Here is a 15,562-nt window from a genome sequence, read left to right on the forward strand (position 1 = left end):
GTGGCGGCAGATGGGTCTGCAGACCTGGCGCGACTTCCGCGCGGGCGAACTCCACCTGCTGATCCTCGCGCTGATGCTGGCCGTCGCCGCCGTATGCGCAGTGGCCTTCCTGTCGGACCGGCTCGACCAGGGCCTGCGCCGCGACGCCGCGCAACTGCTGGGCGGCGATGCGGTCGTCGCCAGCGACCAGCCCACGCCCGCGCCGGTCCGGCAACTCGCGGAACGCTTGAAGCTGAACAGCGTCGAGACGCTCAACTTCCCCAGCATGGCCCGCGCCAACGAGGACCAGGGCGGCGGCAGCCGCCTGGTGGCGGTGAAGTCGGTCAGCCCGCGTTATCCGCTGCGCGGCGCGCTGTCTCTGAAGGACGGACGTCAGGTGGGCGCGCCGGCCGCCGGCACGGTGTGGGTCGATCCGGGCGTGCTGAGCGCGCTCGGACTGAAGGTCGGTGATCCGCTGCTGCTGGGCGACGCGACGCTGAAGATCGCCGGCGAGATCGCCAACGAGCCCGACCGCGGCGCCGGCTTCATGAACTTCGCGCCGCGCGTGATGCTGGCGCAGTCCGACATCGCCACGACCGCGCTGATCCAGCCTGCGAGCCGCATCACCTACCGCTTCGCCGTGATCGGTGAAGCGGCCTCGGTGCAGCAGTTCAACGCGCAGACCCGCCAGCAGTCGAAAGACGGCAACTGGCGCGGCGTGCGGTTGGAGTCGCTCGAGACCGGCCGCCCGGAGATGCGCCAGACGCTGGATCGCGCCACCAAGTTCCTGAACCTCGTCGCGCTGCTCGCGGCGTTGCTCGCGGCGATCGCCGTCGCGCTCGCGGCGCGGGAATTCGCCAACCGACATCTCGACGACTGCGCGATGCTGCGGGTGCTCGGCCAGCCGCAGCGCCGGCTCACCTGGGTGTTCACGCTGGAGTTCGCCACCGTCGGCTTCATCGGCAGCGCGATCGGCGTGCTGCTCGGCTTCCTGCTGCATTACGGCTTCATCGCGATGCTGGCGGGACTCATCGACGTGAACCTGCCGGCGCCTGGCATCTGGCCGGTGCTGCTGGGGCTGGGCATGGGCATGAGCCTGCTGCTGGGCTTCGGCCTGCCGCCGGTGCTGCAACTGGCCGCCGTGCCGCCGCTGCGCGTGATCCGTCGCGAGCTGGGCCGGCCGAAGATGGGCTCGATCGCCGTGCTGCTGGCCGGCGTCATCGGCTTCTCGGCGGTGCTGACGGCGCTGTCGGCGGACTGGCGTCTGGGGCTGTTCGCGACCGGTGGCTTCGCCGTCGCGCTGGGCCTCTTCGCGCTGCTCGCGTACGGCGCGGTGCTGGCGCTGCGACGGCTCGTGCCGCAGGCCGGCGCGCCGCGCTGGCTGCTGCTGGCGACGCGTCAGGTCGCCGCGCGGCCGGCCTTTGCGGTGCTGCAGGTCGGGTCGCTGTCGCTGGGGCTGCTCGCGCTGGCGCTGCTGGTGCTGATGCGCACCGACCTGATCGAGAGCTGGCGCGCCGCGACTCCCGTGAACGCGCCCGACCGCTTCGTCATCAACATCCAGCCGGAGCAGGGGCCCGGCTTCCGGTCCGATCTCGACAAGTCCGGCGTCAAGGACTACGACTGGTACCCGATGATCCGCGGCCGGCTGGTCGCCATCAACGGCGAGGCGATCAAGGCGAGCCGCTTCACCGAGGAGCGCGCGCAGCGCCTGGTGGAGCGTGAGTTCAACCTCAGCCATAGCGCGGAGCTGCCGTCGCACAACCTGATCGCCGGCGGGAAGTGGACGCCCGAGGACAAGGACGGCGTCAGCGTCGAACAGGGCCTCGCGGAGCAGCTCGGATTGAAGATCGGCGACTCGATGCGATTCGACATCGCGGGGGTGCTGGTCGATTCCAAGATCACCTCGCTGCGTAAGGTCGACTGGGGATCGATGCGGGTCAACTTCTTCGTGCTGTACCCGCGCGCGCAGATGCCGGAGCTGCCGGTCAGCTACATCTCGGCGTACCGCTCGCCGCAGGGGCAGGGCGAGGCCGCGGCGCTCGACCGCAAGCTGGTCAACGAGTTCCCCAACCTCACGCTGATCGACGTCTCCGCCGAGTTGAAGCAGGTGCAGCAGGTGCTGGAGCAGGTGATCATGGCCGTGCAGCTGCTGTTCGCGGTGGCGCTGGCGCTGGGCGTGGTCGTGCTGCTGGTGGCGGCGGTGGGGTCACGTGATGCGCGCACGCGGGAGTTCGCGTTGATGCGCGCCTTCGGCGCGTCGAGCGCGCTGCTGGCGGCGGTGCAGCGCGCGGAGCTGCTCGGACTGGGCGCGCTTGCCGGCTTCCTCGCCGGGACAGCCGCGCAGGCGCTGGGCTGGGCGCTCACGCACTACGCGTTCGAGTTCGAATGGCAGTTCAAGCCGTGGGTGCTGATCGGCACGACCATAGGCGGCGCCGTGCTGGCGCAGCTCGCCGGCTGGTGGGCGCTGCGCGGCGTGCTGCAGCGTCCGGTGGTGCAGACGCTGCGCGAGGCGGATACCAACTAACGGACTCGCAGGGCCTGGCTGACTGCCAAGTCTGCTGGCCCTCACCCCCACCCTCTCCCGCAAGCGGGAGAGGGAGTCCGACTGGCTCACTGCTTACCCCCTCTCCCGCTTGCGGGAGAGGGCAGGGGTGAGGGCCAGCGGCGGTGGAAGTACGGAAGCCTTCAGCGAGCGGCGGCCGCGCGCTCCGCCGACTCCATCGTGTTGACCAGCAGCATCGTGATCGTCATCGGTCCGACGCCGCCCGGCACCGGCGTGATCCAGCCGGCGACTTCCTTGACGCCGTCGAAGTCCACATCGCCGCAGAGCTTGCCTTCCTCGGTGCGGTTCATGCCGACGTCCAGCACCACCGCGCCCGGCTTGACCATGTCCGCGGTCAGCACGTCGCGCTTGCCCACGGCGGCCACGACGATGTCGGCCTGACGCGTGAAGTGGGCCAGGTCCGGCGTCGCGCTGTGGCACACGGTCACCGTCGCATTGGCCTGCAGCAGCAGCATCGCCATCGGCTTGCCGACGATGTTGCTGCGGCCGATCACGACGGCGTGCTTGCCCTTGGTGTCATAGCCGATGAACTCCAGCATCCTCATGCAGCCATAGGGCGTGCAAGGCTTGAAGCCCTCCTGCCCGACCATCAGCGCGCCGGCGCTGGCGACGTGGAAACCGTCGACGTCCTTCTCCGGCGCGATCGCCTCGATCACCTTGTGCGCATCGATGCCCTTGGGCAGCGGCAGTTGCACCAGGATGCCGTGGATCGAAGGATCGTTGTTCAGCGCATCCACGCGCGCGAGCAGTTCCGCCTCTGTCATCGTGTCGGCGTATTTCTCCAGCACCGAGTGCAGCCCCGCGTCCTCGCAGGCCTTGACCTTGTTGCGCACGTAAACCTGGCTCGCGGGGTTCTCGCCGACCAGCACGACGGCCAGTCCCGGCTTCACGCCCTTGGCGGTCAGCGCGGCGGCGCGCGTCGCCACTTCGGCGCGCAGTTGCTTGGACAGGGCGTTGCCGTCGATCAGTTGTGCGGTCATGTCGATGCTCCGGATTCAGGGATTCAAAAACGGGGAAAGCAGAAAAGCGCAAGGGCAGAGGATCGCTCTGCCCGGAATGCAAAGAGGCCGCTTCGCAGCGGCCTCTGAAGTCTTGCGGCGATCAGCCGGCCTTGGCCTGCGTGTTCGCGCCGAGCGCGATCTTCAGCAGATCGGCCACGGTGTTGGCGTTCAGCTTCTCCATGATGTTGGCGCGATGCGCTTCCACCGTCTTGATGCTGATGCCCAGGTCGTCGGCGATCTGCTTGTTCAGGCGGCCGGCGACGATGCGTTCCAGCACCTGCGCTTCGCGCGTGGTCAGGCGCGACAGCAGCGCGTCGCGGCTGGCCGCTTCCTGCTGCGTGGCGAAGGCGCCGCGGGCCTGGTCCAGCATGCGCTCCACCAGCGACAGCAGCTCCTCTTCCTTGAACGGCTTCTCGATGAAGTCGACCGCGCCCTTCTTCATCGTCTGCACCGCCATCGGCACGTCGCCGTGACCGGTGATGAACACGATGGGGAGCGGGCTCTTGCGTTCGATCAGCTTGTCCTGGAGTTCCAGGCCGCTCATGCCTTCCATGCGGATGTCGGCGATCAGGCAGGCGACTTCGCGCGGGTCGTAGCGGCTCAGGAAGCTCTCGGCGGAGTCATAGCACTTGACCCGGTAGTCCTTGCCTTCCAGCAGCCATTGCAGGGAGTCCCGCACTGCCTCGTCATCATCGACGACGTAGACGTTACCCTTCTTCGGAATCAAGCTCATGGTGTTGCTGCGGTGTTGTGTGCAGTGCCCGTCCCTGCGTCGCTGCTCTTGTCCAGAGCAGTGAGCGGGGCGAGTGAAGACTCCGGACGCGGAATGTCCACGGGGATCGTGAACGCGAACCGGCACCCGACGATGGACGGGCCATTGTAGAGGTTCTCGGCGCGGATCCGACCCTGGTGGGACTCGATGATGGACCGGCATAACCCTAGGCCGATCCCCAATCCATCGGCCTTCGTGGAGAAGAAGGCCTCGTACATGCGCTCGATGACCTCGACCGGCAGACCCGGTCCCATGTCGGTCACCGAGAACTCGATGTTGGCGCCCAGCTCGGCCGTGTGCTTGGGCACCACGCGCAGTTCGATGTGGCGGCGCGAGGGCGGCAGCGCCGCGTTGTCGATCGCCTCGGCGGCGTTCTTGAGCAGGTTCAGCAGCACCTGCTCGATCAGGATGGGATCGACGCGCATCACCGGCAGCCGCTGCGCGACGTACGTGTGGATTTGCACGTTGCGCCGGCGCAGCTCGATGCCGGCCAGCTCCACCGAGTCCTCGACGATCGAGGCCGCGAACGCGGGCTGGCGCTGCGGCTCGCTCTTCTTCACGAAGGCGCGGATGCGGTGGATGATCTGCCCGGCGCGCTGCGCCTGCTTGGCGGTCTTCTCCAGCGCGACGATCAGGTCGTCCTTCTGGATGTTGTCGCCGCGCACGCGCGACACCATGCCGTTGCAGTAGTTGGTGATCGCGGTCAGCGGCTGGTTGAGCTCGTGCGCGACGCTGGACGCCATCTCGCCCATCGTGATCAGCCGGCTCGTGACCTGGGCCTTCTCGGTCTGCTGCTGCTGCTGGGCCTCGGCATGCCGGCGCGCGGTGATGTCGGTGGCGATGAGCATCTGCGCCAGGCGGCCGTCGGTCCACTGCAGGTAGCGGGCGCGCACGTCGAACCACATGTCGAGCTGCGCGATGAACACCTCGCGCGAATCGCCGCCCACCTCGGTCAGGTGCTGCGCGGGCAGGCCGCCGAAGTCGTCCACGTCCTCCTCGTCGCCATGATCGCCGTGGCCATCGCTGTTGGCGCCCTGCGCGTAGCTCGCGTCCTGCGTGCTCGTCGCGCCGGCCAGCGCGGCCGGCTGCGAGCCCGCGAGCATCGCGTGCCCCTTGGGATCGGCGCCGAACCACAGGCGGTAGCTGCGGTTGGCGAAGAGCAGTTCGCCCTGCTGCACCGACAGCACCGACACCGCCGCGTCCAGGCCTTCCAGCACCGTGGTGAAGCGCTCATGCGACGCCGACAGCTGGTCGCGCACGCGCTTGGCCTCGGTGATGTTGGTCATCGAGGTCATCCAGCCGTTCTGCTTGCCCTTGGGGTCGATCAGCGGCGAGACGTACATGCGGGCGTCGAAGATGCTGCCGTCCTTGCGCATCACCTTCACCTCGGAACCGCCGGCGGGGCTGCGGCCCTGCATCTCCTGCTGCAGCAGGCGCAGGTTCTCCTCGTAGCGGTCGGGCGGCCAGTAGGGGAAGGGCGGCTTGCGGCCGATCAGCTCGGACTCGGCGAAGCCCGTCATCGCGCAGAAGGCCGGGTTGACGTAGCTGATGCGCGTCTCCAGGTCCATCGCCCGCATGCCGGTCAGCATGGAGTTCTCCATCGCGCGCCGGAAGTTGGTCTCCGCCGCCAGCGCGTTCTGCACCTGCGCGCGCCGGCGCATGTGCTTCCAGGTGCCCAGCAGCATCCAGACGGTCAGCACCGACAGCGCCATCACCATCCAGAACAGCGTGTTGGAGATCAGGCCGATCGAGGTGCGGTAGCCCTGGCCGCGCAGCACGAGTCCGGGTGCCGGCGTCATCGGCACCTCGTGATAGATCGGGGCGCGGGTGATGCGCTTGCCCGGCATCGGCGTCACCGTGCTGGCGACGACCTGCTCGCGCGGGTCGAGCACCGCGACCGCGTGGCGCGAGGTCAGCTCGTTGGGGACCGAGTAGCGCAGCAGGCCCTCGACCGCGTACTCGGCGATCAGCACGCCGGTGAAGCCGGTGCGGTCGCTCAGCGGCAGCTGCAGCTGGAAGACCGTCGAGTTGTTCGCGTCGGCGAAGGAGGCCGAATAGGTCCGCGTGCGCCGGTCGCGCGCGCCCTGGAAGGCGCGTTCGGGCTCGCTGTTGGCGTGGCCGTTGGGCATGGACGGATCGCTGCCCTCCAGCGTCATCAGCGACTCGGCCTGCTCGCCGATCGCCGCGACGCTGACGCGCTTCTCGCGGCGCGCGTTCAGCCAGGTGATGTGGGTGATCTCGGGCCGGTTGCGCGCGATCGCCATCGCGCGCTGCGTGAACTCGAGGTTGTCGATCGAGCGGTTGGCCAGGTCGCGCTGCAGCGGGATGAGGAAGTCCTCGTTCTCGATCAGGCGCGAGCGGATCTGCTGCTGCGCCATCTCGGTGTCGCGCTTGACGGCCTCGGCCTCGCGTTCGATTTCCTCGTTGCGCAGGTACCAGAAGGCCGAAACGATCGCCGCCAGGAAGAGCACCACCGACAGCAGCGGGCCCAGCGTCGCGAAACGGTCCTGCCGCGACGGGGACTGGCGTCGCCACCAGGACGACACCAGGCGTTTGACGGGATTCAGGGTACGGCGCGCAAAGCCTTGGACATCGAGGCGGGACAACATGGGCGCGATTATCCCGGCCCGTTCAGCCCCACCCGGCCCGGGCGGCCCCGGGGCATTCCCGATCCGGGCATTCCCGGATCGCATCGTGAAAGACATCCGTCACGAAACCAAGCCTTCACAGGCTATTGCATTTCACGATATGGAAACGCATCGCGCTATTTGGAAAATGAAAGGCTTGTGCGACACTCCGCCGCCATAGCCCTTCCGGTGGGGTTTGCCGCGTGTTTGCCACGTGCGTCGGCATGACGGTGCGCGCATGACGGTTCTCGCAAGTTCGGGCACAGTGACCCGTTCGATCCGAGAGCCTCACGCCAGCAACAAGCCCGCCAGACGCCCACCAGAAGGCCGTGATTGAGACAAGGAGACAAAGACATGTCCGCGCAGCCCCAGTCGTTCCTCGGCGCATCCGCCAATGACACCGACGCCCTCGAAACCAAGGAATGGCTGGACGCCCTGTCCGCCGTCATCGGTGAGGAAGGCGGCGATCGTGCCCACTTCCTGCTCGAGACCCTGATCGACCACGCGCGTCAGGCCGGCATCGACGTGCCCTTCTCGGCCACCACGGCCTACGTCAACACCATCCCGGTCGACCAGGAAGAACGCTTCCCCGGCAACATCGAGATGGAAGAGCGCCTGCGCGCCTTCATGCGCTGGAACGCCATGGCGATGGTGGTGCGCGCGAACCGCCTGCATCCGGAAGACGGCGGCGACCTGGGCGGCCACATCTCCAGCTTCGCCTCGCTGGCGACCATGCTGGGCTGCGGCTTCAACCACTTCTGGCACGGCGACGACACGGGCGAAGGCGGCGTGCACGGCGGCGACCTGCTGTACATCCAGGGCCACAGCGCGCCCGGCATCTACGCCCGCGCCTTCCTGGAAGGCCGCATCACCGAGGACCAGCTGAACAACTTCCGCCAGGAAGTCGACGGCGTCGGTCTGTCGAGCTACCCGCATCCGAAGCTGATGCCCTCGTTCTGGCAGTTCCCGACGGTGTCCATGGGCCTGGGCCCGCTGATGGCCATCTACCAGGCGCGTTTCCTGAAGTACCTGCACGCCCGCGGCATCGCCGACACCTCCAAGCGCAAGGTCTGGGTCTTCCTGGGCGACGGCGAGATGGACGAGCCGGAAAGCCTGGGCGCGATCGGCCTGGCCGCGCGCGAGAAGCTGGACAACCTGATCTTCGTCGTCAACTGCAACCTGCAGCGCCTGGACGGCCCGGTGCGCGGCAACGGCAAGATCATCCAGGAGCTCGAAGGCGAGTTCCGCGGTTCCGGCTGGAACGTCATCAAGCTGATCTGGGGCTCGTACTGGGATCCGCTGCTGGCCCGCGACAAGCAGGAGCTGCTGCGCAAGGTCATGATGGAGACGCTGGACGGCGACTACCAGGCCTACAAGGCCAACGACGGCGCGTTCGTGCGCAAGCATTTCTTCGGCAAGCATCCCGAGCTGCTGAAGATGGTCGAGAACATGTCCGACGAGGACATCTGGCGCCTGAACCGCGGCGGCCACGACCCGCAGAAGGTCTACGCGGCGTATCACAAGGCGGTGAACACCGTCGGCCAGCCGACCGTTATGCTGATCAAGACCGTCAAGGGTTACGGCATGGGCAAGATCGGTGAAGGCAAGAACACCGCGCACCAGACCAAGAAGCTGCAGGACGAGGACATCAAGGCCTTCCGCGACCGCTTCAACATCCCCATCCCGGACAGCGAACTGTCCAAGATCCCGTTCTACAAGCCGGCCGACGACACGCCGGAGATGCAGTACCTGCACGAGCGTCGCAAGACGTTGGGCGGCTACCTGCCCAAGCGCCGTCCGCAGGCCGAGGAAGGCCTGAAGGTGCCCGACCTGGCGACCTTCCAGGCCGTGCTGGACCCGACCGCCGAAGGCCGCGAGATCTCGACGACCCAGGCCTACGTCCGCTTCCTGACGACGCTGCTGCGCGACAAGGAACTGGGGCCGCGCACCGTGCCCATCCTGGTCGACGAGGCGCGCACCTTCGGCATGGAAGGCCTGTTCCGCCAGATCGGCATCTACAACCCCGCGGGTCAGAACTACACGCCGGTCGACAAGGACCAGGTCATGTACTACCGCGAGGACAAGGCCGGCCAGATCCTGCAGGAAGGCATCAACGAAGCGGGCGGCATGGCCAGCTGGATCGCCGCGGCGACGTCGTACTCGACGAACAACCGCGTGATGATCCCGTTCTACGTCTACTACTCGATGTTCGGCTTCCAGCGCATCGGCGACCTGGCCTGGGCGGCGGGCGACATGCAGGCGCGCGGCTTCCTGCTGGGCGGCACCTCGGGACGCACGACGCTGAACGGCGAAGGCCTGCAGCACGAGGACGGCCACAGCCACATCCTGGCCGGCACCATCCCGAACTGCATCAGCTACGACCCGACCTTCGCGCATGAAGTCGCCGTCATCCTGCACTCCGGCCTGAAGCGCATGGTCGAGAACCAGGAGAACGTGTACTTCTATCTGACGCTGCTCAACGAGAACTACCCGATGCCGGGCCTGAAGGCCGGCACCGAGGAGCAGATCCTCAAGGGCATGTACCTGCTGGAAGAGGCCGTGCAGCCGCAGGGCGCGCAGCCGCTGACGGTGAACCTGCTGGGCTCGGGCACCATCCTGCGCGAGAGCCAGGCCGCCAAGAAGCTGCTGGAATCGGACTGGGGCGTCGGTGCCAACGTCTGGTCCTGCCCCAGCTTCAACGAACTGGCCCGCGACGGCCAGAACGCCGACCGCTGGAACCTGCTGCACCCGACCGAACTGGCCTGCGTGCCCTACGTGACGCAGCAGCTGAGCAAGGTGCAGGGTCCGGTGATCGCGTCGACCGACTACATGAAGAACTACGCGGAGCAGATCCGCGCCTTCATCCCGGCCGGCCGTTCGTACAAGGTCCTGGGCACCGACGGCTTCGGTCGCAGCGACTTCCGTTCCAAGCTGCGTGAGCACTTCGAGATCAACCGCCACTACATCGTCGTGGCCGCGCTGAAGAGCCTGGCCGACGAGGGCAAGATCCCGCAGGCCAAGGTCGCGGAAGCCCTCAAGAAATACGGCATCAACGTCGACAAGATCAACCCGCTGTACGCCTAAGCGTCGGACTCGGAGACAACACAAATGGCATTGGTGGAAGTCAAGGTTCCCGACATCGGGGACTTCAAGGACGTCGCGATCATCGAGTTGCTGGTCAAGCCCGGCGACACGGTGAAAGTGGAGCAGAGCCTCGTCACCGTCGAGTCCGACAAGGCCTCGATGGAGATCCCGTCCTCCGTGGCGGGCGTCGTCAAGGAAGTGAAGGTCAAGATCGGCGACACGATCAATCAGGGTGACCTGATCGTCGTGCTCGAGAGCGATGCCGCCGGCGCTCCTGCGCCCGCCGCCGCTGCGCCCGCTCCGGCGGCTGCTGCTCCGGCGCCCGCGCCGCAGGCTGCGCCCGCAGCGGCTCCGGCCGCCGCGCCTGCTGCCGCTCCCGCGGCATCGGGTGGTCCGGTCGACATCATCGTTCCCGACATCGGCGACTTCGACGAAGTCGCGGTGATCGAGGTCCTGGTCAAGGTCGGCGATACGGTCAAGCAGGAACAGAGCCTGATCACCGTCGAGAGCGACAAGGCCTCGATGGAGATCCCGTCGTCGCACGGCGGCGTGATCAAGGAACTGCTGGTCAAGCTCGGCGACAAGGTCGCCAAGGGCTCGAAGATCGCCGTTATCGAAGCGGCGGGCGGTGCTGCCGCACCGGCGCCGGCTGCTGCCGCGCCTGCTCCGGCACAAGCCGCTGCCGCGCCGGCTCCGGCCGCCGCGAGCGCACCTGCATCCGCTCCGGCTGCAGCGCCGGCGGATCGTCAGATCCCGACCGCCGCGCTGCCGCCGCATGAGCCGACCAAGGCCACTGGCAAGCTGCCGCATGCGTCGCCGAGCATCCGCAAGATCGCCCGCGAACTGGGTGTGCCGCTCGACGAGGTCAAGGGCTCCGGCGCCAAGGGCCGCATCACCGAATCCGACGTCCAGGGCTTCGTCAAGGCCGTCATGGCCGGCACGGCGCAGACCGTCGCGCAGAAGGCTGCGGCTCCCGCCGGTGGCGCTGCTGCCGGTGGCGCTTTCCCGGGCCTGCTGCCATGGCCCAAGGTCGACTTCGAGAAGTTCGGTCCGGTCGAGCGCAAGGACCTGTCGCGCATCAAGAAGATCAGCGGCGCCAACTTGCATCGCAACTGGGTCACGATCCCACACGTCACCAACCACGACGACGCGGACATCACCGAGCTGGAAGCCTTCCGCGTCCAGCTGAACAAGGAGAACGAGAAGTCCGGCATCAAGGTCACGATGCTCGCCTTCATGATCAAGGCGACCGTCGCGGCGCTGAAGAAGTTCCCCGAGTTCAACGCGTCCCTGGACGGCGACACGCTGGTGCTGAAGAACTACTTCCACATCGGCTTCGCCGCGGATACGCCGAACGGCCTGGTCGTGCCGGTGATCCGCGATTGCGACAAGAAGGGCATCTTCCAGATCAGCCAGGAGATGTCGGAGCTGGCCAAGAAGGCCCGTGACGGCAAGCTCGGCCCGGCCGACATGACCGGCGGCTGCTTCTCGATCTCGTCCCTGGGCGGCATAGGCGGCACCTACTTCACGCCGATCATCAACGCGCCGGAAGTCGCGATCATGGGCGTGTGCAAGTCCTCGACGCAGCCCGTGTGGGACGGCAAGCAGTTCCAGCCGCGCCTGATCCTGCCGCTGTCGCTGAGCTGGGACCACCGCGTCATCGACGGCGCGTCCGCGGCCCGCTTCAACGTGTACTTCGCGTCGCTGTTGGCGGACTTCCGTCGCATCGTCCTCTGATCGGAAGCACCGGACATGGCACAAGTTGAAGTCAAGGTTCCCGACATCGGGGACTTCAAGGACGTCGCGATCATCGAAGTCCTGGTCAAGGTCGGCGACACCGTGAAGGTCGAGCAGAGCCTGGTGACCGTCGAGTCCGACAAGGCCTCGATGGAGATCCCGTCCTCCGTCGCCGGCGTGGTCAAGGAGCTCAAGGTCAAGCTGGGCGACAAGCTCAACCAGGGCGACCTGCTGGTCGTGCTGGAAAGCGACGCGGCGGCCGCGCCGGCGCCTGCGGCCGCAGCACCGGCTCCGGCCGCATCGGCCCCGGCACCCGCGCCGGCTGCACCCGCAGCCGCGCCCGCTGCGGCTCCGGCTGCTCCCGCACCACAAGCCTCGACCTACACCGGCCCGGCCGAAGGCGAGTACGACGTGATCGTGCTCGGCAGCGGCCCCGGCGGTTATTCGGCCGCGTTCCGCGCGGCGGACCTGGGTCTCAAGGTCGCGATCGTCGAGCGCTACGCCACGCTGGGTGGCGTCTGCCTGAACGTCGGCTGCATTCCGTCGAAGGCGCTGCTGCACGTCGCGGCGGTGATGGACGAGGTCAAGCACTTCGCCGACCTGGGCGTCGAGTTCGCCGCACCCAAGGTCGAGCTGCCCAAGCTGGCCGCGCACAAGTCCAAGGTCGTCGGCAAGCTCACGGGCGGCCTGACGATGATGGCCAAGATGCGCAAGGTCACCGTCGTGCGCGGCTACGGCACGCTGCTGGACGCCAACCACCTCTCGGTCGAGGAGACCAGCGGCGAGGCCCAGGAGCGCACCGGCAAGACCCAGACGCTGAAGTTCCGCAAGATCATCATCGCCGCGGGCTCGCAGGCGGTGCGTCTGCCCTTCATGCCGAACGACCCGCGCGTGATCGACTCGACCGGCGCGCTCGAACTGACCAGCCAGCCCAAGCGCATGCTGATCGTCGGCGGCGGCATCATCGGCCTGGAAATGGGTACGGTCTACTCGACGCTGGGCGCGCGCCTGGACGTCGTGGAAATGCTGCCCACGCTGATGACCGGCGCGGATCGCGACCTGGTCAAGGTCTGGCAGAAGATGAACGCGCCGCGCTTCGACAACATCATGTTGAACACGAAGACGGTCGCGGCCGAGGCCACACCCGAAGGCATCAAGGTGACCTTCGAAGGCGAGGGCGCCCCGAAGGAACCTCAGGTCTACGACCTGGTGCTGCAGGCGGTGGGCCGTTCGCCCAACGGCAAGAAGATCGGCGCGGGCAAGGCCGGTGTGGTCGTGAGCGATCGCGGCTTCATCCCGGTCGACGTGCAGATGCGCACCAACGTGTCCAACATCTTCGCCATCGGCGACATCGTCGGCCAGCCGATGCTGGCGCACAAGGCGGTGCATGAGGGTCACGTGGCGGCGGAAGTCATCGCCGGCGAGCTGCTCGGCGACGAGTCGCTGGCCAAGTCGCGCTTCGATGCGCGCGTGATCCCGAGCGTGGCCTACACCGATCCGGAAGTGGCCTGGGTCGGCGTGACCGAGGACGAAGCCAAGGCGCGCGGCCTCAAGATCAAGAAGGGGCTGTTCCCGTGGACGGCGTCGGGGCGCGCGATCGCCAACGGCCGCGACGAGGGCTTCACCAAGCTGATCGTCGACGAGGAGACCCACCGCATCATCGGCGGCGGCATCGTCGGCACGCATGCGGGCGACATGATCGGAGAGATCGCGCTGGCCATCGAGATGGGCGCGGACGCGGTCGACATCGGCAAGACGATCCACCCGCATCCGACCCTGGGCGAGTCGATCGGCATGGCCGCGGAAGTCGCGCACGGCTCGTGCACCGACCTGCCGCCGCCGCGCAAGTAAGCGCGGGCCGCGCCATCCACGCCGCTCAAGCCGCCCAAGCAGCTCAGGCCATCCACGGAACTCGCGACCGGATGCTGGTTCTCGACGCCGCCGCCACCTCGCGCGCGCTGCCGTGGTCTCCCCTGATGGAGGAGATCGCGCTGGTCTGCCGCGAGCACCGCGACGGCCGGCTCACCTGCCCGCCGCGGCAGGTGCTGCCGCTGCGTCAGGACGGCGTGCTGCTGGTGATGCCCTGTCTGAGCGACACGCTGTCGATCACCAAGCTCGTCAGCGTGCATCCGCTCAACGCGGCGCTCGGCCTGCCGACGATCGCGGGCGAGGTCGTCGTGCTGGACAGTCGCACTGGTCAACGTCTGGCCGTGCTCGACGGTCCCGCGCTGACGGCGCGCCGCACGGCCGCCGTCAGCATGCTGGCGCTGCAACACCTGATCCGCAAGGCGCCTCGACGCGCCCTGGTGGTCGGTGGCGGCGTGCAGGCGCGAGCCCACGTGGAGGCGCTCCAGGCGCTGCATCCGCAGGCGACCATCCACGTGCAAGGCCATCAGACGGTGCCAGGTTTTGTCGAGGAGCTCGGCGTCGAGCCGCTCCCGGCTGAATCCCAGACGCGTCACGACTGGGACGTCATCGTGTGCGCGACGACCAGCCGTGTGCCGGTGCTGCGTCCTGGCGTCGGTGAAGGTGCGGTGGTGATCGGTGTCGGCGCGTTCCGCGACGACATGGTGGAGCTACCGCAGGAGTTGGTCCGTGGGGCGCAGATCTGGGTCGACGACCCGGTCGGCGCGCAGGCCGAAGCGGGTGACCTGATGGCGGCCGGACGCTTTGAGCCGCAGGATGCGCTCGACGATCTCGTGCTGGGTCAGCGACCTGTCGACGACGGCCGCACGCGGTTGTTCAAGAGCGTCGGTTGCGCGCGTTGGGACCTGGCTGCTGCCCGTGTGGCCGTACGCGCCGCCTGACCGTCGCACGCCACCCCGACGCCCACCACGAGCTGGAGGCTTGCGGGGCCAGGGGGCCGGCCCGATTTGTGGAACATGTGACACGTATGAGGGCCGGCCCCCTGGCCCCGCAAGCCGATCTCAGGCCTCGTCCAGCAGCGGCCGCAGCGCGTCGTCCCACTGCTCGAGCTCATCCTCCGACAGATGCAGCCAAGCCAGCGCCGCCTCGCGGTTGGCGGCCCAGTCCGCATCCTCGTCCAGCCCCTCATGCTGGCGCATCAGGTGTTCGGCGATCAGGCCCGCGGCGATCAGCGAACGGATTTCCGGCTCGATGCTCTCGTCCTTCAGCGCCTCGAAGTCGTGATGCAGCCGGATGGCCGTCATCAGCTCCGGCGCCAGGTGCCAGACCTTGATCACCAGCGCGCCGACGACGGCGTGGTCGGTGCGGTGGTTGGCGTTCTCCGTCGCGATGAAGGGGCGGTCGATGCGCGCGCCGGCTTCGACCATCGTCGCGCCGTAGCCGCGCACGCTCTGCAGCAGCACCGGCATGCCGACATGGCAGAACAGACCGTAGCTCTGCGCCAGATCGACGCGCATGCCCGGCAACTGCCCGGCGATGAATCCCATCGCCACCGAGCGCTTGGTCGAGCGCTGCCAGAAGCGCAGCAGGTGCGGGCTGTTGACGGGGATCGCGTGACGGACCAGGAAGGCCTGCATCAGCGCGACACTCTCATCCAGGCCCAGGCGGTACATCGCCTGGCCGACCGTCGTGCAGGGCACGTGGCCTGCCACCAGATGCAACGGACTGTTGGCCACGCGCAGCAGCGTCGCGGACATGGCCACGTCGGCGGCGGCGACGCGGCCGACTTCGTTGAGGTCGGGTTGCGGCAGCGCCATCGCGGCGCGCAGGCGCTGCAGCAGCTCGGGGCAGGGGGGAATCTGGATCTGGCGCAGCGGGCCGTTGGCACGGGCCTGATCGAGTTCCTGACGGATGGCTTGGGTCTTCATGTGAG

General features: G+C 67.8%; 9 protein-coding genes. 5 read left to right on the forward strand and 4 right to left on the reverse strand.

What is annotated here, in order from left to right; all coding sequences use genetic code 11:
- Positions 1-10: 10 nt before the first annotated feature.
- The gene (locus ABE85_RS00090) at positions 11-2,503 is read left to right on the forward strand and encodes an ABC transporter permease (protein ID WP_067268993.1); all 2,493 of its coding nucleotides are present in this window, start codon (positions 11-13) and stop codon (positions 2,501-2,503) included.
- A gap of 161 nt (positions 2,504-2,664) precedes the next feature.
- Here ABE85_RS00090 and folD read toward each other — a convergent pair whose 3' ends face one another.
- The 3 genes from folD to ABE85_RS00105 form a co-directional block, all read right to left on the reverse strand.
- The gene (folD, locus tag ABE85_RS00095; RefSeq protein WP_067268995.1) at positions 2,665-3,522 is read right to left on the reverse strand and encodes a bifunctional methylenetetrahydrofolate dehydrogenase/methenyltetrahydrofolate cyclohydrolase FolD; all 858 of its coding nucleotides are present in this window, start codon (positions 3,520-3,522) and stop codon (positions 2,665-2,667) included.
- A 121-nt stretch (positions 3,523-3,643) separates the two neighbouring features.
- Positions 3,644-4,276: a response regulator transcription factor gene (locus tag ABE85_RS00100; protein WP_067268997.1), complete on the reverse strand. Its 633-nt coding sequence runs from the start codon at positions 4,274-4,276 to the stop codon at positions 3,644-3,646.
- Positions 4,273-6,924, reverse strand: a complete 2,652-nt coding sequence (locus ABE85_RS00105; protein WP_082938167.1) for a PAS domain S-box protein — start codon at positions 6,922-6,924, stop codon at positions 4,273-4,275. Before ABE85_RS00105 ends, ABE85_RS00100 begins: the two co-directional genes overlap by 4 nt.
- Positions 6,925-7,296: 372 nt before the next feature.
- Between ABE85_RS00105 and aceE the strand changes: the two genes are divergently transcribed.
- The 4 genes from aceE to ABE85_RS00125 all read left to right on the forward strand — a co-directional run bounded on the left by aceE (position 7,297) and on the right by ABE85_RS00125 (position 14,570).
- On the forward strand, positions 7,297-10,026 hold the full coding sequence (aceE, locus tag ABE85_RS00110; protein WP_067268998.1) for a pyruvate dehydrogenase (acetyl-transferring), homodimeric type: 2,730 nt from the start codon (positions 7,297-7,299) through the stop codon (positions 10,024-10,026).
- A 24-nt stretch (positions 10,027-10,050) separates the two neighbouring features.
- Positions 10,051-11,763 (forward strand): dihydrolipoyllysine-residue acetyltransferase, encoded by a 1,713-nt coding sequence (aceF, locus tag ABE85_RS00115; RefSeq protein WP_067269000.1) that lies wholly within the window; start codon positions 10,051-10,053, stop codon positions 11,761-11,763.
- Positions 11,764-11,778: 15 nt separating this feature from the next.
- Positions 11,779-13,614: a dihydrolipoyl dehydrogenase gene (lpdA, locus tag ABE85_RS00120; protein WP_067269002.1), complete on the forward strand. Its 1,836-nt coding sequence runs from the start codon at positions 11,779-11,781 to the stop codon at positions 13,612-13,614.
- Positions 13,615-13,685: 71 nt separating this feature from the next.
- Complete coding sequence (locus ABE85_RS00125) at positions 13,686-14,570, forward strand: delta(1)-pyrroline-2-carboxylate reductase family protein (RefSeq protein WP_067269004.1); 885 nt, start codon at positions 13,686-13,688, stop codon at positions 14,568-14,570.
- 120 nt (positions 14,571-14,690) lie between these two features.
- Here ABE85_RS00125 and ABE85_RS28180 read toward each other — a convergent pair whose 3' ends face one another.
- Entirely contained in the window at positions 14,691-15,557 is an 867-nt protein-coding gene (locus ABE85_RS28180) for an HDOD domain-containing protein (protein WP_067269006.1), read from the reverse strand.
- Positions 15,558-15,562: the final 5 nt, after the last annotated feature.

The sequence above is a fragment of the Mitsuaria sp. 7 genome, assembly GCF_001653795.1.
Taxonomy (GTDB): domain Bacteria; phylum Pseudomonadota; class Gammaproteobacteria; order Burkholderiales; family Burkholderiaceae_C; genus Roseateles.